The 18446-nt window shown below is 38.8% G+C and carries 15 protein-coding genes; 5 read left to right on the top strand and 10 right to left on the bottom strand.

Annotated features, from left to right (window positions below; all coding sequences use genetic code 11):
* Nucleotides 1-156 precede the first annotated feature (156 nt).
* Both fabV and C9J51_RS03895 read left to right on the top strand, forming a co-directional pair.
* Nucleotides 157-1359, top strand: a complete 1203-nt coding sequence (fabV, locus tag C9J51_RS03900; RefSeq protein WP_045039360.1) for an enoyl-ACP reductase FabV — start codon at nt 157-159, stop codon at nt 1357-1359.
* Between the two features lie 163 nt (nt 1360-1522).
* Nucleotides 1523-1933: a PACE efflux transporter gene (locus C9J51_RS03895; protein WP_107274874.1), complete on the top strand. Its 411-nt coding sequence runs from the start codon at nt 1523-1525 to the stop codon at nt 1931-1933.
* 75 nt (nt 1934-2008) lie between these two features.
* Here C9J51_RS03895 and C9J51_RS03890 read toward each other — a convergent pair whose 3' ends face one another.
* The 5 genes from C9J51_RS03890 to C9J51_RS03870 form a co-directional block, all read right to left on the bottom strand.
* Nucleotides 2009-3352 (bottom strand): ATP-binding protein, encoded by a 1344-nt coding sequence (locus C9J51_RS03890; RefSeq protein WP_045035602.1) that lies wholly within the window; start codon nt 3350-3352, stop codon nt 2009-2011.
* Nucleotides 3349-4023, bottom strand: a complete 675-nt coding sequence (locus C9J51_RS03885; protein ID WP_045035601.1) for a response regulator — start codon at nt 4021-4023, stop codon at nt 3349-3351. Before C9J51_RS03885 ends, C9J51_RS03890 begins: the two co-directional genes overlap by 4 nt.
* Nucleotides 4024-4277: 254 nt before the next feature.
* Complete coding sequence (locus C9J51_RS03880) at nt 4278-5960, bottom strand: aspartate:alanine antiporter (protein WP_045035600.1); 1683 nt, start codon at nt 5958-5960, stop codon at nt 4278-4280.
* A 261-nt stretch (nt 5961-6221) separates the two neighbouring features.
* The gene (locus C9J51_RS03875; RefSeq protein WP_045035599.1) at nt 6222-6485 is read right to left on the bottom strand and encodes a GrxA family glutaredoxin; all 264 of its coding nucleotides are present in this window, start codon (nt 6483-6485) and stop codon (nt 6222-6224) included.
* Nucleotides 6486-6653: 168 nt separating this feature from the next.
* Nucleotides 6654-7607, bottom strand: a complete 954-nt coding sequence (locus tag C9J51_RS03870) for a porin (RefSeq protein ID WP_045039361.1) — start codon at nt 7605-7607, stop codon at nt 6654-6656.
* 331 nt (nt 7608-7938) lie between these two features.
* On the opposite strand from C9J51_RS03870, the gene C9J51_RS03865 reads away from it, so the two are divergent.
* Together C9J51_RS03865 and C9J51_RS03860 are read left to right on the top strand one after the other, a co-directional pair.
* Nucleotides 7939-9102, top strand: a complete 1164-nt coding sequence (locus tag C9J51_RS03865; RefSeq protein WP_045039362.1) for an iron-containing alcohol dehydrogenase — start codon at nt 7939-7941, stop codon at nt 9100-9102.
* Nucleotides 9103-9616: 514 nt separating this feature from the next.
* Nucleotides 9617-10213, top strand: a complete 597-nt coding sequence (locus tag C9J51_RS03860; RefSeq protein WP_045035596.1) for an acetate uptake transporter — start codon at nt 9617-9619, stop codon at nt 10211-10213.
* A gap of 115 nt (nt 10214-10328) precedes the next feature.
* On the opposite strand, the gene C9J51_RS03855 is transcribed toward C9J51_RS03860, so the two are convergent.
* From C9J51_RS03855 to pabB, 5 genes are all read right to left on the bottom strand, one after another.
* On the bottom strand, nt 10329-11213 hold the full coding sequence (locus tag C9J51_RS03855) for a helix-turn-helix domain-containing protein (RefSeq protein WP_045035595.1): 885 nt from the start codon (nt 11211-11213) through the stop codon (nt 10329-10331).
* A gap of 356 nt (nt 11214-11569) precedes the next feature.
* Complete coding sequence (locus C9J51_RS03850) at nt 11570-12931, bottom strand: L-serine ammonia-lyase (RefSeq protein ID WP_045035594.1); 1362 nt, start codon at nt 12929-12931, stop codon at nt 11570-11572.
* Between the two features lie 243 nt (nt 12932-13174).
* Nucleotides 13175-14428 (bottom strand): aromatic amino acid transport family protein, encoded by a 1254-nt coding sequence (locus tag C9J51_RS03845; RefSeq protein WP_045035593.1) that lies wholly within the window; start codon nt 14426-14428, stop codon nt 13175-13177.
* A 180-nt stretch (nt 14429-14608) separates the two neighbouring features.
* Nucleotides 14609-15217 carry a CoA pyrophosphatase gene (locus tag C9J51_RS03840; protein WP_045035592.1) on the bottom strand — a complete coding sequence of 203 codons (609 nt, stop codon included), beginning with the start codon at nt 15215-15217 and terminating at the stop codon, nt 14609-14611.
* Between the two features lie 40 nt (nt 15218-15257).
* Nucleotides 15258-16640 carry an aminodeoxychorismate synthase component I gene (pabB, locus tag C9J51_RS03835; protein ID WP_045039363.1) on the bottom strand — a complete coding sequence of 461 codons (1383 nt, stop codon included), beginning with the start codon at nt 16638-16640 and terminating at the stop codon, nt 15258-15260.
* Between the two features lie 174 nt (nt 16641-16814).
* Here pabB and C9J51_RS03830 point away from each other — a divergent pair, with 174 nt between their 5' ends.
* The gene (locus C9J51_RS03830; RefSeq protein ID WP_045039364.1) at nt 16815-18329 is read left to right on the top strand and encodes a fumarate hydratase; all 1515 of its coding nucleotides are present in this window, start codon (nt 16815-16817) and stop codon (nt 18327-18329) included.
* Nucleotides 18330-18446: the final 117 nt, after the last annotated feature.

Below are 18446 nucleotides of genomic sequence, written 5' to 3'. Positions count from 1 at the left end.
CTCCCGTGTGCCACGTAAATGCGTGGCACTTTTTTTGACCAAAATTTAGCGTAACACCTCCAACCACTGTGATTTTTGTTCATTTATGGCATAAATTTAATGCGTATCTGTCATTAACCTTTTATCCTATTCACAATTATGTAAGGGAAGTTGAAAATGATCATCAAACCTAAGACTCGTGGATTTATTTGTACAACAACGCACCCTGTTGGTTGTGAAGAAAATGTAAAGCAGCAAATTGCTGATATTAAAGCACAAGGCCCAATTACAAATGCACCTAAGCGTGTCTTAGTGGTTGGTTCTTCTAGTGGTTACGGTTTGTCATCTCGCATTGCTGCGGCATTCGGCGGTGGCGCTGCAACAATTGGCGTTTTCTTTGAAAAGCCAGGAACAGAGAAGAAACCAGGTACTGCTGGTTGGTATAACTCTGCTGCATTTGACAAGTTTGCTAAAGCTGAAGGTCTTTACTCAAAAAGTTTAAATGGTGATGCGTTCTCTAACGAAGCAAAACAAAAAGTAGTTGATTTGATTAAACAAGATCTTGGTCAAATTGATATGGTTATTTACTCACTGGCATCACCAGTACGTAAATTGCCAGAGACTGGTGAAGTGATTCGTTCATGCCTAAAACCGATGGGTGAAACGTACACAACAACAGCCGTTGATACCAATAAAAACGTATTAATTGAAACCAGTATTGAGCCTGCAACAGAACAAGAAGTTGAAGACACTGTTACTGTTATGGGTGGCCAAGATTGGGAGCTATGGATTGATGCGCTAGCAAATGCTGGTGTATTGGCTGATGGTTGTAAGACCGTAGCCTTTAGTTACATTGGTACTGAGCTAACATGGCCAATTTACTGGCATGGCGCGTTAGGCAAAGCGAAAATGGACCTAGATCGTGCTGCGAAAGAACTAAACACTCAGCTAAGTGCGACGGGTGGTTCTGCCAATGTTGCTGTATTAAAGAGTGTTGTTACACAAGCAAGCTCTGCGATTCCAGTTATGCCGTTGTACATTGCAATGGTCTTTAAGAAAATGCGTGAAGAAGGCGTACATGAAGGCTGCATGGAGCAGATCCTACGTATGTTTAAGCAGCGCTTATATAAAGAAGACGGCACGGCACCTGACGTTGATGCTGAAAATCGTCTTCGTTTAGATGACTGGGAATTGCGTGAAGATATTCAACAGCATTGTCGTGATCAATGGTCAACAGTAACTAATGACAACTTATATGATGTTGCTGATTACCAACAATACAAAGATGAATTCTTGAAGCTATTTGGCTTTGGTGTTGATGGCATTGATTACGATGCTGATGTGAATCCTGTGGTTGATTTTGACGTAGCAGACATCTAGTAATCGCATCATAAAATAGATATTGAATAAACCGCCAGTGATGGCGGTTTTTTTATATTTGCTCTTTTTTCTATCTGTTAAGCGGATAGTTAATGACTTTTATTGGTGAGATTTGTAGATATATTAGTGAAAGATATTATTGGTTCACAACAGAGCATTTACTATGAGAACAACGTTTGATCGCATTCGCCATGCTATTGGTTTTGAGATTATTGGTCTGATATTGATGGTGGGTATTTTAAGTCAATTTGGGTTTGAACTTGGACATGTCGGTATTATGGGGATATTTTTTTCTATTGTAGCCACAGTATGGAATTACTTATATAACCGATGGTTTGATCGGTTAATGTATAAAAAATATAACGTGACTCAAAAAACAATGTCGCAACGGATAGTACATAGTTTAGGTTTTGAGGTTGGATTATTAATTTTCACTATTCCAGCTTTAGCATGGGTGCTGAATGTGAGTTTATGGCATGCGTTAGTGTTAGATATTGGTATGGTGATATTTTATTTATTCTACGCGTATGGATATAATTTGATTTATGATCGTATTTATCCTATTGATTCATAATAATTTTATATTTTTCAGGTGTTAAAAAGCCAGCATAAAAGTGCTGGCTAATAAATCAGAGAAAACGATTAACCATTAGCTTTTTGGTAGCTCAATAATGAACGCAGCACCCTCAAGTTTTGAGTCTTCAACATGAATCTTACCTTGGTAGCTATCAATGATTTCATTACACACCGAGAGGCCAATACCTTGCCCTGGATTGAGTTGATCTGCGCGCACACCCCGTTGAAAAATAGCTTCACGTAATGCAGGTTTAACCCCAGGACCATCGTCTTCAATGATAATAGTGAAAGAATCACTATTTTCAATAACAGATAATTTCACTTGGCTAATACAAAAGCGGAAACTGTTTTCCAACATATTGCCAAATAATTCCATTAAATCATCTTTATTGATGGGTAGTTTTAAGTCTTCATCAAAATGATAATGTAATGCTGGCTGTTTATCGGCATAAATCTTGTTTAACATTCGATTTAGGCTGGTAATTATCGGTTTAAGTTCAACATTACTTTTATGTAACCCTTGCTGACCCACCATGGCTCGTTTGAGCTGATATTGTACTAAATCATCCATTTGACTGATTTGTTCCATGATACGTTGGTTCAGCTCACGGCGATCTAAGGTTGAGTCATCAAGTAGGGCATTGGTGGCGGCTAAACGCGTTTTTAAGCTATGAGCAAGGTCATCCATCGCATGACGATAACGTCCTTGCTGGTCATTACTGATACGGCTGAGTCGATTAACCGCCATGGTGACTTCTTGTAATTCCATTGGATAATCATCATCTAGCTTTTCTCGTTTAGCTTCGGTCATTTGATCTAACTGAGAGGCTAATTTTCGAAGTGGCTGAAACCCCCAGTGAAAGGCAGCGATAAGAAAGGCAACCGCAATTAAAACAAATAATCCTAAATAAAAAGCGGTACGTTTATGCAATTGGGATAAAGAATATTCATAGGCATCAGCAGAACGAAGAACAACCAATTGATAAATGGTGCCATCTTCTTTATTACGACTGAGATTATAAGCAATATAATCTTGATGATTTTTCATTTTAATCAATGTTGGTGTCGAAATATTCTCGGGTAAATAACGACAAACATCACGTAAGTTGGCTTCTGATGCTTGATTGGAAACCCAGGTTGTTTGATCACTTTGATCGCAAACAACGGCAATATAATCAGTATCTGATGGGTCGAGAGAATCTATCCATTTATCAACATCTTTAATTAATCCGGCTCGATTAAGTTGTGCGACTACCATCGGCATTTGAGCAACAAGTTCTGATGAATATGATGCCATATAGCTTTGAGAGTAGAGCTTATTGATAACCGCCGCCAATGCAGAAGTCACCAATGCAATGATGGCGACTGATGTGATCAATACTCGTTGTCTTAATCGTGGCTGGAAAAAACGTTTCATTGAGCGCTGATTTCAAAAATATACCCTTGACCACGAATGGTTGAAATAGGGTTGTTTTGTCCAGTTTTAGTGAATTTTTTGCGTAGACGACTGATCATAACTTCAATTGTATTTGGATCGCCTTCTTGATCTTCATATAGCACATCAAGTAGTCGTTGTTTTGAGACGACTTGGCGGCTATGACGCATTAAATACTCTAATAAATCATATTCAAACGCGGTGAGTTCAAGTAGTTCGTCGCAAACATAAACTTGCTTTGCTAATAAATCGACACGAATATCACCCGCCGTCATTTCTGGTTTTACAAAGCCAGCACTACGACGAACAAGGGCACTGAGACGAGCGACCATTTCTTCTTTTTGAAAGGGCTTAACTAAATAATCATCCGCACCGGCTTCAAGACCTGTGACTTTATCTTGCCAATTTGAACGTGCGGTTAAAATCATTATCGGTAAACGTAAGCCTTTTTTACGCATATCTTTAATTAGACTGATGCCGTCTCTATCCGGTAAACCGATATCAACAATGGCAATATCATTGGGATAGTTTTGTGCAAAAAACAGCCCTTCTTCGGCGGTGTTGGCACATTGAACTTGATTTCCTAATTCGCTGAGTTGCGATTTTAAGTGATGGCTAAGAATAGCATCGTCTTCGACAATAAGAATACGCATAGATTGGGCACCAAAGATAACAAACGGTATTGATAGGCTATGGTAAAGTATCAAAGCATAAAGTGCATTAGTTATTGTTACCATAACGGCATGATGGGGTATGTAAGCTAGCGGAGAATAGTATGATAAAAGAGAGCGTTATTATTGTGCTAGTTACACTTAACGTAAATATTTAGTGTTGAGAGTCTGACTGAATAGAGGCTGACTTATCAGTAAACTAATAAATCAGCCTCTACTAAGGTTGCCTGATGCAATTATTGGAAAATAAAGATCAGTGTACCTGCGATAGTCAGTAACACGTTGGCAATCGCATACGTGCCGGCATAGCCTAGCGCGGGAATTGTACTGCGAGCATGTTCATTGATCATGTCCATTGCAGGGGCACAAGTACGTGCACCAATGATGGCACCAAACAATAATGCTCGATTCATTTTAAGTACGTAAGCGCCAAATAAATAGGCTAACACGACAGGAATAACACTGACCATTAAGCTAGTAATAAAGACGGTTAAACCTATATTGCCAATAGAAGCAAATAGATTAGAACCCGCACTTAAACCAATCCCCACCATGAAGACCATTAAGCCTAAATCTTTAGCCATATTAAGCGCGCCCTGAGGCACATAACCAAAGGTTGGGTGGTTAGCACGTAAGAAGCCTAATGTAATACCTGCGATCAATAATCCGGCAGCACTGCCTAAACCAAAAGCAACATGACCAAACTTCATGGTTACTAAGCCCATTAATAGGCCAATAATAAAGAAGCAACAGAACGCGAGAAGATCAGCAATTTGACTGTGAATAGAGATAAAACCAATACGTTCAGCAAGTCCTAAAACCCGGCTTTTCTCACCACTAACTTGTAGAATGTCCCCTTTATTCAATAGGATATTGTGGTCCATTGGCATTTCAATTTGTGCTCGAACTACGCGGTTCAAGAAACAGCCATATTCAGATAAGTTTAATTCTGATAAACGCTTACCTGCAATACCATCATTTTTAACCACGATTTCTTCTTCAACAATACGAAGATCGAGTAAATCGCGGTCAAAGACTTCTTTACCGTTACGGAAACTAGGATCAAGGCGCGCGTGGCTATCAGGGTAACCTACTAGTGCGATTTCGTCGCCTTCTTGTAAAATAGCGTCACCATCTGGGTTAGCTAAGATACCATTACGACGTACACGTTCGATATAACAGCCCGTTTGGCGATAAATACCGAGTTCACGTAAATTACGGCCATCAATCCAATTAATCAATTCAGGGCCTGCGCGGTAGGCACGAATAATGGGTAGATACACTTTACGTTGTGCGACTTCGCCGATACCACGTTCGCGTGCAATTTGCTGTGATGATTCAGCAAGGTTTTGCTTTTGTAATTTAGGCATCAGTTTAGCGAGGAAGATCAAACTGACTAAGCCGACAAGATATGACATAGCATAGCCAACACTTAAGCTTTCGCTTAATTGTTTAATCACCGCAGGATCGGTAATACCCGCAAGACCATTGTGAAGCGCATCTTTTGCACCCACAAGTACTGGCGTTGCTGTTAGTGAACCAGCCATCAAGCCTGTCGCTAAACCTATATCCATGTGCAGATAACGTGCCATGGTCATCGTTATAGCTATTGATGACAACAAGACAACTAATGCGAGTAATAAATAGTGTTTACCATCACGGAAGAAGATGCCAAAAAAGTTTGGTCCAGCTTCTATACCCACACAGAAAATAAATAGCATAAAGCCAATATTTAGTGCGTCAGTGTCAAACGTAAAACCAGCATTACCAAATAATAAAGCAGTAAGTAGAACGCCAATAGAGTTACCTAGTGTCATTTTGGCAAAACGAATTTTACCGATACTTAAACCAACAGCAAGGACTACAAATAGCAATAAAATATCATTTTGGTGTAGAAGAGCGGCTACATCAATGTTCACGACGGATTTCCGAAATAATGGAAAGATAAAAGTGGGGTAAATTCTAGCTGATTTTGAACAGAGGTTATAGTTTATATTAGAAATAAATAACGAAAAGCCATTTTATAAACGAACTCTTCAATATAAATTGTATTTTTTTTGAAGGGTTGTTTAAAGGAGCGTCATACGTTAAAAAATAGTGTTTTAATAATGAATGACAATTATAAAATTATAAAAAAAGGCTGACAATGTCAGCCTTTTTGTTAATCAATAATATGGTGTTTATTTATATAGAAGGTTATGTTCTTTTGCATAAGCTTCAAATTCAGTGCAGCCACCAATGTGATCTTGATCAACAAAAATCTGAGGTACCGTTTCAACGGGTTTACCAACGGTTTTTTCTAGATCAGCTTTACTGATACCTTCAGCGTGGATATCAACATAGCGGAAGTTAAAATCGTCGCGCTCTTCTTTGATTTTTTCTGCTAATTCTTTTGCACGAACACAAAATGGGCAACCTGGACGACCAAAAATAACAACGAACATAAATTTCTCCTCATAATTTGTCATTACTATAACGCGGCTAAGGCAATAGCGAAAGCGGGTTTTTTCTGTTAAACCAATAGATAAAAGCGATATAGCAACCACAACCTAAAACAATATCCAACCACAAAAAGCCAGACACTGAGTCTGGCTTTAATATTGTGATTTTATTTAGAAATCGTAGCGAATACCCGCTTGTAATTCGTCATCTTTTGCATCGAGTTGTTGGAATTTATAACCAATATAAGTGCGTAGCGATTTGTTGAACTTATAGAGACCTTCTAGAGCAAAATAATCGACTTCATCGGTAGTGGTATTATTTTGTTCTGATTGCTGAAAGTTATAAACACCTCGCGCCGTAAACTGATCAAAGGTGTAAGCCGCGGCTAACTCATAGCCACTTAAATCAGCATCACCATGTTTACCATTCGCATAAGTAGCCGCCGCATAAATGTTATTCAGTTCATAACTCATGGCGAAGTTAAATTGGCGAGCATCAATATTAGCGCCATCATTACCATTAACGTAACCTGCACCCACATTTAACCCAAATGGGAACTGATATTGTGCGGCAATACCATAGCTATCGCTGTCTTTTAGGTTGTTATTATTTTCAGCGATGTAGTTAGTGGCAACAGCAATATTATTAAATTCACCAACGTATAAAAAATTGTTTTCTCGTTTGTCTTTATTACCATCAACAAGGTCAACCGCATCGCCGCCAAAAGTCGATAAAATATCAGTGTAATCGGTTAGCATAACTTGTGCTGAATCTTGTTTACCGTAAGACATCGCACCAATGGCAGTATCAAGACCAGCATAAAGATAACGAGTATCTACAGTGCTGTTGTTATTATCTGAAATTTCAACTTCATATTTACCAAAGACAGAGAACTGTTCATTAATAACAGACTGGCCTTTTAATGCTAATCGAGCACGGCTTTTATCTTTAAATTCATTACCGTCATTATTATCACCTTTATTTTCTTTTGAGAGATTAAAGCGAGGTTCGACTCTACCACCAAGTTCAAGACTGGTGTCGTTATTATTATAGATGGTGGCGGCGGTTGTTGTTCCAGTAAATAGACTTGTAAAAATAGCGGCGACCACTGCTGCATTTTTCATGGTTCATTCCTCATAGATTATTATACGGCTTCATTGCCTTTGAACTCTACGCAGCCTAACGACGTACTATTACGCTTCTATTACGATGAGAAGTCACTTTTACTACATGTATCTTATTGTCGTAGTAATACTAAATGTGAGTCAGTATTGATATTAATGTTGTAGTTATTGAAATGTATAAAAACTTGTTTGTAATCAATATTAAATTAAGCCATCTAATAGAATCTAATTTTAGATAGCTTATAAATTAACGAGCCTTGATAAAAGATATAGCGAAGGTCAAATACGAGGTTTCATAGAATAAATATTATTTAAAACAGGATAAATAACTATGTTTCAGTTTATGACTTCAACACGGATAGTGTTTGGTGAAGGTGCTCTGCATGATTCTTTATCGCTGCTTAATCAATTTGGTTACAGTGTGCTATTGGTGACCGGGCAAGATCAACAACGTTCACTAGCTCTGGAGCAATATTTCAAACAACAGAATATGCGTTATCAGCGATTAGTCATTAAAGGTGAACCCTTAATCGCAATGATGGAAGAGTTAGCTGCAACGGGGCGGACTTTTTGTCCTGATATGGTGATTGGAATCGGAGGGGGGAGTGTACTTGATGTTGCTAAATCTCTGGCGGCCTTAATTCCTAACCAAGGTAGCGTTTATGATTATGTCGATGTTGTCGGGCGCAATGTTCCATTACACGTTAAATCACTACCTTTTATTGCCATTCCGACCACGGCGGGTACTGGCGCTGAAGTCAGTAAAAGTGCTGTCTTACAATCAGCACAAGAACAAGTAAAAGTAAATTTAAGTAATGTGGCGTTATTTCCTGATTTAGCCATTATTGATCCGACCTTAACCTACGGAACGGATGCGGTGCTGTCAGGATATTGTGGTATGGATGCTTTTACTCATTTAATGGAAGCGTATGTGTGTGGTGAACCGAATCCATTAACCGATATGATTTGTGAAGAAGGGTTAAAGCGTATTGCGATGTCAATATTGCCAGCATGTCGAGATGATCATTATCCATCTCGACGTGATATGGCTTTTGCTGCAATGCTGGGTGGTATGGCGCGGTCAAATGCTAAATTAGGTGCAGCTCATGGATTAGCATCAGCATTAAGTGGTCGCTTAGAAGCACCTCATGGACTGATTACGGCGCGACTCTCGCCTTACGTGATGAAAGAAAACATTTCAGTTGCAATGGAGCTTGGCCGTAGTGATGTTTTGGCGCGTTATCGAAAACTAGCGATGATATTGACATTGAATAATGAGGCTATGATTGAAGATAGCGTGCAATGGGTAGAGAACGTGCTAATAAAATTACAGTTACCATTATTATCTGATTATGGTTTGTGTAATACCATGTTTGAAGAGGTTGCTGAGGATGCATTACGTACCAATGCAATCAAAGGTAATCCGTTACCATTAAATCAACAGCGATTAATCACGATTTTGAGACAAGTTTGTCACAATAATTGTCATGCTTAAATGTCATAAGATCAGTTATAAGAAAAAATGATACTTATACAATGAATTTATTATGATATTGATTTTTACTTGTTTTGTATAAAAAAGTGACTTAAGTTGCTTTTTTTTTAGCTCTATATTTTAGAAAAATCGATTTTTAAAGGATATTTCTTAAAGTTTAATTTTAAATTATCAAATAAATTTAAGTGGAAATGGGAGTGATATTTTTTCATTATAAATAATAAATTAAATTAATGTTTTAAAATCAATGTTTTGTGTGATTTTGCTTTTGGTTTGTATATACAAAAATGTAACATAACTGTGATTTTAATAAAGAAAATAAAATTACGCGTTCAGTGTCATAACTCTTAGTTGTTATTTTAATACCTTAATAGGATTTTTTAATTTAGATGCTGGTTTTAGTGATATAAGCATTGATCTGTTTCGCGGCTTACATTAAGATCCGCCGCGCATAAATATGCGCACATATTTTTAATTTTTATTATTTTTGTTGTAAATCCTGTAGGGGAAAAAAATGTCTACAAAACTTGCTAATCCAGCACCATTAGGTCTAATGGGCTTTGGTATGACGACCATTGTACTGAATATTCATAATGCTGGATTTTTTCCTCTAGACTCGATGATTCTAGCTATGGGTATTTTCTATGGCGGTTTAGGGCAAGTTCTTGTTGGTATGATGTGCTTTAAGCGTGGTGATACTTTTGGCACCACAGCATTTACTTCTTACGGCTTATTTTGGTTGTCATTAGTTGGTTTACTAATCTTGCCAAAACTTGGCTTTGCGGCAAGCCCAGCACCGTTCATGGCATGGTACTTACTACTATGGGGTGTGTTTACAGCATTTATGTATGTTGGTTCTTTACGTTATCCACCAGCAAAGCAAGTTGTTTTCGGTTCTCTAACGATTCTATTCTTCTTACTTGCGGCGCGTGATTTTACAGGTAATGAAACGATTGGCTTTATTGCGGGTATCGAAGGTATCTTCTGTGGTTTAAGTGCTATCTATTTTGCAATGGCACAAGTATTAAATGCAGAGTACGGTCGTGTGATTCTACCTGTAGGTGTTGCACCTAAAGATCGTGAGTTACAACAAGCTAACGCTGTAGCATAACCGGTTACGATTTAAAATTAGCCCTGCTTATTGAAGTGGGGCTTTTTTATATCTGCTTTTTATGACGTATAAAAAAACCTCGCATTGACGAGGTTTTTTTATTGAATGATGGTTGCTAATGACACACTTCAGGTAAATATTCAGTGTGATCTTTACAGGTAAAACAACCATCAGCATCCATATCATTTTCTTTTCTTGAACTGGTTCTAAATTGTGATGGTGTTACATTATATTTACGTTTAAATGCATCACAAAAATAAGCTGCGCTACCAAACCCAGATCGGTTACCGATTTGCGATATAGAATAATTAGAAAAAGTTAAAAAGTTAAGTGCAAGTCCCATTCGAACATCTAGCAATAACTGGCTAAATGAAACACCTTCTTTTGCTAAATGACGACGCAAGGTTGATTGCGTTGTAAACAGTGCTTTTGCCATATCGTCAACGCTCCATTTGCGTTGAGGATTTTGAGTAATTAATCTTGCGATAGTTCGCTCTTTAGGTTCATCATAATTAAAACGATAAACATTAAAAACATCAATTCCAGTATTATTAAGTGCAATCAAAATGAATACTAAGCATTGGCTCAGCAAAGTTTGCTCCATTGTTGATCCACTAATGCTAGGCAATAGCTGATTAAATAATGCGAAATTTTGCTCAACAATTTCTGATGAATCAATGAGATAAATGGGTGAGCAATTTGAAGTTGCTAAGGTTGGTTGTTTTAGAGCGCTAATATATTTAAACGCTTCAGTTATTGATTCTTCATTGATCATTAAAATTTGTAGTTCAATATTTTCTTGATTGTTCAATTGATTAATTGAACAAGAAATATGACTGAATTTAGGTATAACTAAAATGCTATTATTTTTTATATCTATAACATGACCATTAATGTGAATATTACCTTCTGCATTTGATAATTTCACAATTAAATGATGATCGACATAAAACTCTTTCAGAACGACATGGCTCTGCGAGAGGATACGCTTATATTTCATAGCAATATTGCTTCTCTATAAAGGGAATAAATCCTTCATTACATATCGTACATCAATGATGTAAAGGCGATATACGCATCCATGCTTACACTACATTAATGATAATGAGTATGTTTAATTGAGTATAGGACTAAAAGAAACGAAAGAATAGGTGCAATTGATGATATAAGAAACAATGAGCAGAGCTAATGTTTTTATTGATATGATTTGAATGAATATCTTAATTTTTTACTGTTGCATATTGATTAACAATGCATCGTGTTGAGTATAATTGCGTTTTTTAGATGAATATCTACTTCAGAAACAAAAAAACTATCCGAAGATAGTTTTTTAGTTATAAGCTCAATATCTTGTGTTTAGCAAATGACTTTAATTGCTAAGCCACCTTGTGATGTTTCACGATATTTAGCATTCATGTCTTTACCTGTTTCAAGCATCGTTTCGATTACTTTATCAAGTGATACTCGTGGTGCTGATGAACGGCGAAGTGCCATACGGGTTGCGTTAATTGCTTTTACTGCCGCAATACCGTTACGTTCAATACAAGGAACTTGTACTTGTCCTGCGACTGGGTCACAGGTTAAGCCTAGGTTATGTTCCATTGCAATTTCAGCAGCCATACATACTTGCTCAGGACTTCCGCCCATAAGCTCAGCTAAACCAGCAGCAGCCATTGAACAAGCTACACCGACTTCACCTTGACAGCCCACTTCTGCACCAGAAATAGAAGCATTACGCTTGTATAAACCACCGACAGCGCCTGATGCTGCGAAGTAACGAGTGTATTCTTTTGGTCCAACAGATTGCACAAATTTGTCGTAGTAAGCTAATACGGCAGGAATAATACCGCAAGCGCCATTGGTGGGTGCTGTTACTACTCGGCCACCGGCTGCATTTTCTTCGTTAACCGCAAATGCATACATATTAACCCAGTCAACGACTGTCATTGGGTCATTGTTTAGTTTTTCTGTTGTAATCAGTTGTTGGCGTAATGCTGCTGCGCGACGAGGAACACGTAGTGGCCCTGGAAGAATACCTTCCACGTTCATTCCACGTTCCATACATTCACGCATGGTTTTCCAAATTTTAGCGAAGTATGTGCTAATTTCATCTTCTGCATTCATTGCGCGTTCGTTAGCCATAACAAGCGCACTAACAGAAAGACCATGTTCACTACATTGATCTAGCAATTCAGAGGCGTAAGAGAAAGGGTAGGGAACTTCAACTGTATTTGTTTGTTCTTTACCAAAGTTTTCTTCATCAACAATAAACCCACCACCGATTGAGTAGTACGTTTTAGAGAAAACCACGTCATCACCAATCCAAGCATGGATTGACATACCGTTTTCATGAAGAGAAAGGTTAGTTGTATGAAAATTCATACCGCCATCGCGTGGAAAATCAACCGTATGGCAATGCATACCAACGGGAAGACGTTCTGTTTCTTCTACGCGTGAGATAAACTCAGGAATGCTATCAATATCAACATGTTCAGGTGAATTGCCAGCAAGACCCATAATGATAGCGATATCAGTGTGATGACCTTTACCTGTAAGCGATAAAGAGCCGTAAACATCAACGGTAATTTTTGTCACGTCACGTAATTGGCCTAACGCACGTAAGTCGTCGATGAACTCTTTACCTGCTTTCATTGGGCCAACAGTGTGTGAACTGGAAGGGCCTACACCAATTTTGAATATATCGAAAATACTGATCATGTTATTACCTCAGTCGTGGGGGAAGCGGTTCTTGCCTCCAGTAAAGACTGTTATTCGTTGATATCCTCGCTCCTTCCTTGGCGAGCGCACTTAAACTAAAAGAGTAACAATGCGTTAAACATAATTACTCTTAAGTATCGTCTATTTTACGTTATTTGTGCTAGTAAACACCATGAGTACTAGCACATATTTTTGCTTTTATATGATTAATTATTCGTAATCAGTACATTTTTAATAGCTAAATTAAAATGCACCGTAAATAACAGAAGTGATTGCTGCAATACCACATGAAATTGTGAAGATACGAGCAAATACTGATGTTTTGTATTTAGCCATTGCGGGTACTGTTTGCATCGCGATAACGGGCAACAGGAATAAAATACCGGCAATCATTGGTGCGCCCATTGTTTCAATCATACCTAAGATACTTGGGTTAATGATAGCGACAATCCACGTTGTGATCACAATGAAAGCTAGTGAGATTTTTTCAATTTTAGCCACTGGCATATTTGAGCGAGATTTTGTTAAGCCAACAAGACCTTCGTGTGCACCAAGGAAGTGACCAAAGTAGCTTGATGTGATCGCAGCAAATGCAACGAGTGGACCTAAGTAAGAGATTGCAGGTGAATCTTTTACGTTAGCTAAGTATGACAGCACTGAAATATTTTGCTCTTTTGCCATGTTTAATTGCTCAGGCGTCATTGAAAGTACAACTGAGAAGACAAAGAACATCACGAAGCCCATTAGCATCATTGCTGCACCGCCAGTGATCATGTCTGTTTTCTTAACGGCGTCATCACCGTAAATACGACGTTGTTCTTTAGCAAACTGACTGATAATTGGGCTGTGGTTAAATGAGAATACGATGATTGGAATGGCAAGCCAGATAATTGTTGGCATTGCTGACCAATCGGCTTCTGTTTGTACCATTGACATATTCCAATCAGGAATTAGGTACACAGAAAGAATTAACAGAATAACAACTAATGGATAAACCATGGCTGATGTTGCTTTCAGCATTAGTTCTTTACCAAATACTACACCGGCGGTCATCAGTGAAATTAATACACCAGATAGTAGCCAGCGAGGTGCTGATTCCATACCTAGTTGATTAACCATGAATGAATCAACCGTGTTTGTAATACCAACACCATAAATTAATACGATAGGGTAGATAGCAAAGAAGTAAGCGAAAGTTATTAAGTTAGCACCTGTTTTACCATAATGCTCTTCAACAGTATCTGTAATATCAGCATGTGGGTTTTTTGATGATAATACAAAGCGCGCTAGGCCTTTATGTGCAAACCAAGTCATTGGTGCTGCAATAAGAGCCAAAATAACTAGAGGCCAGAAACCGCCCGCACCTGCTTTTATTGGTAAGAATAGAACACCGGCACCTACTGCAGTACCAAACAAAGAAAGAGCCCATGTGAAATCTTTATAGGTCCATCTGGTTTTTGTCGTACTTGTTACTGACGTCGTCGATGTGTTTTGCATACTGTGATATCCAATAAAAGGGAACGGAACGAAATATAGGAACGAGCGCATTGTCGCTATTTACGGGGGGAAAACAAGGATAAAGATCTCGTTCTGTAATACGAACTTTTTGTGATACAAATAAATCAGACACACGTCACAAAAATAGGCTTGTAAGATTAAGATAAAACGTCTATTTGGTTATTTTTTATCTTCCCATATTTGGTTAGATAACAGCTTAATCATCTGAGCTGTTGCACCCCAAATGGAATAATTGTGATAAGGAATGGCATAAACACGGTGGGGTTCACCGCGAAGACGAAACTGATGAGCGTGGATGTTCTTGGGATCAAGCAGGTAATTTAATGGCACTTCAAAGATAGCATCAACTTCTCCCGGATCAGGTTTAGCGGCATAATTATTGCTAATTGTTGATATGAATGGTGTCACCATATAGCCGCTGATTGTTGCTAACGGGGGTAATTGACCGATAACGTTATTGCGTTGACAAATAATACCAGTTTCTTCAAATGTTTCACGTAATGCAGTGGTGATAAGATCACTATCTTGAGGTTCAAAACGCCCCCCCGGAAAAGCAATTTGTCCCGGGTGGTGTTTTAAATGTTCGGCTCGACGAGTTAATACCACATTAAAGCCATGCTCTCTCGGCACTAATGGGATCAAAACAGCGGCGGGTTTAAACAGTACATCATCAGTAAAATGATGATCGATTCTACGCTTATGGCTAGCATCATACTGTTGACTTGGCGCCATAAGAAATCGCGTTAAAATCTGCTGTTGTTCACCCATTAAAGTCTCCATTACCCTTTTTAAACTCTATTTAACGTTATTATAAGGTTGGCAGAATTTTACTTAATTTGTCGAGAGTTTCTTGGTATTCACTTTCTGCATCACTGTCTGCAACGATACCACCGCCAGCCCATGCGTATAAATTATGTTGATAAGCAACAAGCGTTCTAATCGCAATATTGGTATCCATGGTGCCGCAACGGCTGATATAGCCAATACTGCCACAATAAATACTGCGCCGATGAGGTTCTAGCTCTTCAATGATTTCCATTGCTCTTACTTTTGGTGCACCAGTAATGGAACCACCAGGGAAACAAGCCCGTAATAAATCGGTCACTGAATAATCACTGGCCAATTGACCTGTAACGGTACTGACTAAATGATGCACGGCGGGAAAACTTTCAATCGCAAACAGTGCTGGTACATGAACACTGCCAGGGGTCGCCACTCGACCAATATCATTACGTAATAAATCAACGATCATTACATTCTCTGCGCGATCTTTAGGCGCTTGTTGAAGCGCTTGTGCATTGGCATCATCTTCAATGGGATTTGCACTACGAGGACGGGTTCCTTTAATTGGTTTTGTTTCAATTTTACCGTGTTTTAATTGTAAAAAACGCTCGGGAGATACTGACAAGATGGCACAATTATCTGTGCGAATAAAACTAGAAAATGGCGCACCATTTGCGGTATCTAAACGGCAATAAGCTTGCCACTCATCACCTTGATAACGGGCTTTAAATCGTTGTGCCAGATTAATTTGGTAGCAATCACCGGATAATAAGTATGATTGGATGGTGTTAAATTTATGGCAGTAATCCTCTTTGGTCATATTGGATGACCATGAAGATGTTAATTTAAATGGTGTATTTTGGTTGTCGAATTGTGATGCTTGTGAATGCTGTTGGGTTAACCATGCTAAACGGTGGCTATTTTTGGGTTCGATAAGCCATGTTTGTTGTAATTTATGATCAACAATGAGAGCCCAATCATAAATACCAATCGCCATTTCTGGTAAGTGGATGTCATGAGTTGCGGTGGTGGTAATTTTCTCTACTCGACGACCTAAGTCATAGCTGAAATAGCCTAATGCACCACCTAAAAATGGAAGGTTTAATTCTGTGCTAAGTGACGGTAATAGCTCATGTTGTAGATCGTTAACTACCATAAAAGGATCATCAGAAGTAGTACGTTGATCACCATTTTTGAATTTAATATTAGTCGTATCGTGTTGCGACTCAACAGTGGCTAAAGGATCTGCAACTAAAATATCATAACGATTATCAGGATGCGTTTCTGCAGCTGAACGTAATATCATTGCCCAAGGTAATCCCGATAATGGCGCAAACCATGAAAGTCCGGCATTTTTTGAATAGGGTAATGAGATAATGCTTAATTCTGGATGTGATTTACAAATCATTTTCTTTTTTGTGACAAGGGTTTGATTGGCGCATAGCGCAATGTTATGGGCAAGAGTATCATATTCGGCGAAAGACGCCCAAGATTGAACGGCACTATTTTGTTGTTCAATACCCTACAATTTGGAAGATTTAAATAGGGCGCCATGGAATGATAATACTTAACGAGGGTAATTATGACCGTCATCCGTAAACAAGATGTAATCAGTAGCGTGGCTGATGCTTTACAATATATTTCTTACTACCATCCTTTAGATTTTATTCAAGCATTAGAAAAAGCCTACAATAAAGAGCAAAGCCAAGCAGCAAAAGATGCTATTGCCCAAATTTTAATTAATTCTCGTATGTCAGCAGAAGGGCGACGACCTATTTGCCAAGATACTGGCATTGTTACTTGTTTTGTGAAAATTGGTATGAATGTGCAGTGGGAGAGTGATTTAACTGTACAGCAAATGATTGATGAAGGGGTTCGTCAAGCTTATACCAATGCGGATAACCCATTGCGAGCATCTGTAGTTACCGATCCTGCGGGAGCGCGTAAAAATACCCATGATAATGCGCCTGCGGTAGTGCATGTTGAGATGGTTGCTGGGAATAAAGTTGATATTCAAATTGCGGCTAAAGGCGGCGGTTCTGAAAATAAAACCAAAATGGTGATGCTTAATCCTTCTGATGATGTTGCTGAGTGGGTAGAAAAAACAGTACCACTTATGGGGGCGGGTTGGTGTCCTCCAGGTATGCTAGGTATTGGTATTGGTGGTACAGCAGAAAAAGCCGCTCTACTTGCTAAAGAATCATTGATGGAAGCGGTTGATATTCATGAGCTACAACAACGTGGTGCAAAAACAACAGAAGAAGCATTACGGTTAGATATTTATGATCGTGTCAATCGTTTGGGTATCGGTGCGCAAGGTCTTGGCGGTTTAACCACTGTACTTGATGTTAAGATTAAAAGTGCGCCAACGCATGCCGCCTCTAAGCCAGTTTGTATGATTCCTAACTGTGCCGCTACTCGTCACGTGCATTTTACGCTTGATGGTTCAGGCCCCGCAGAATTGACACCACCAAAGCTTAGTGATTGGCCACAAGTGACATGGGACGTTGGTGATAATGTTCGTCGTGTGAACCTTGATAATGTGACCAAAGCTGATGTACAAGAATGGCGTTCAGGCGAAACAGTCTTACTATCCGGTAAGATTTTAACAGGTCGAGATGCTGCCCATAAGCGTATTCAAGAAATGCTCGCTAATGGTGAAGGTCTTCCTGAAGGTGTTGATTTTACCAATCGCTTTATTTATTACGTTGGCCCAGTTGATGCTGTTCGTGATGAGGTTGTCGGCCCTGCTGGACCAACGACATCAACTCGAATGGATAAATTTACCGAAATGATGTTAGGCGAAACCGGCCTTACGGGCATGATTGGTAAAGCTGAGCGTGGACCTGCAACTATTGAGTCGATTAAACACCATAAAGCGGTGTATTTAATGGCGGTAGGTGGCGCAGCATATCTTGTTGCCAAAGCGATTAAAAAAGCGCGAGTGGTCGCTTTTGCTGATTTAGGCATGGAAGCGATTTATGAATTTGAAGTAGAAGATATGCCAGTAACTGTCGCTGTTGATGCTGAAGGTGTTAATGCTCATCAAACCGGCCCTGATACATGGCGTGTAAACATAGCTGAAATGGCAAAATAAGCCATTTAAGAATAATTGAATAAAAGGAGCCTTGAGCTCCTTTTTTTGTCTTTTTTATATCAGTAAGGATTGTGATATTGGCTCTATTCTAATCAATTAAAAGAGATTTTTAGGTTA

Origin of the sequence: Photobacterium iliopiscarium (genome assembly GCF_003026395.1) — a bacterium.
GTDB classification, from domain to species: domain Bacteria; phylum Pseudomonadota; class Gammaproteobacteria; order Enterobacterales; family Vibrionaceae; genus Photobacterium; species Photobacterium iliopiscarium.
This window is presented reverse-complemented; position numbering and strand designations above follow the sequence as displayed.

Excerpts from the sequence above, each read along its gene's own strand:
- fabV (WP_045039360.1), top strand. The coding sequence starts at position 157 with ATGATCATCAAACCTAAGACTCGTGGATTTATTTGTACAACAACGCAC.
- C9J51_RS03895 (WP_107274874.1), top strand. The coding sequence starts at position 1,523 with ATGAGAACAACGTTTGATCGCATTCGCCATGCTATTGGTTTTGAGATT.
- C9J51_RS03890 (WP_045035602.1), bottom strand. The coding sequence starts at position 3,352 with ATGAAACGTTTTTTCCAGCCACGATTAAGACAACGAGTATTGATCACA.
- C9J51_RS03885 (WP_045035601.1), bottom strand. The coding sequence starts at position 4,023 with ATGCGTATTCTTATTGTCGAAGACGATGCTATTCTTAGCCATCACTTA.
- C9J51_RS03875 (WP_045035599.1), bottom strand. The coding sequence starts at position 6,485 with ATGTTCGTTGTTATTTTTGGTCGTCCAGGTTGCCCATTTTGTGTTCGT.
- C9J51_RS03870 (WP_045039361.1), bottom strand. The coding sequence starts at position 7,607 with ATGAAAAATGCAGCAGTGGTCGCCGCTATTTTTACAAGTCTATTTACT.
- C9J51_RS03865 (WP_045039362.1), top strand. The coding sequence starts at position 7,939 with ATGTTTCAGTTTATGACTTCAACACGGATAGTGTTTGGTGAAGGTGCT.
- C9J51_RS03860 (WP_045035596.1), top strand. The coding sequence starts at position 9,617 with ATGTCTACAAAACTTGCTAATCCAGCACCATTAGGTCTAATGGGCTTT.
- C9J51_RS03855 (WP_045035595.1), bottom strand. The coding sequence starts at position 11,213 with ATGAAATATAAGCGTATCCTCTCGCAGAGCCATGTCGTTCTGAAAGAG.
- C9J51_RS03850 (WP_045035594.1), bottom strand. The coding sequence starts at position 12,931 with ATGATCAGTATTTTCGATATATTCAAAATTGGTGTAGGCCCTTCCAGT.
- C9J51_RS03845 (WP_045035593.1), bottom strand. The coding sequence starts at position 14,428 with ATGCAAAACACATCGACGACGTCAGTAACAAGTACGACAAAAACCAGA.
- C9J51_RS03840 (WP_045035592.1), bottom strand. The coding sequence starts at position 15,217 with ATGGGTGAACAACAGCAGATTTTAACGCGATTTCTTATGGCGCCAAGT.
- pabB (WP_045039363.1), bottom strand. The coding sequence starts at position 16,640 with ATGATTTGTAAATCACATCCAGAATTAAGCATTATCTCATTACCCTAT.
- C9J51_RS03830 (WP_045039364.1), top strand. The coding sequence starts at position 16,815 with ATGACCGTCATCCGTAAACAAGATGTAATCAGTAGCGTGGCTGATGCT.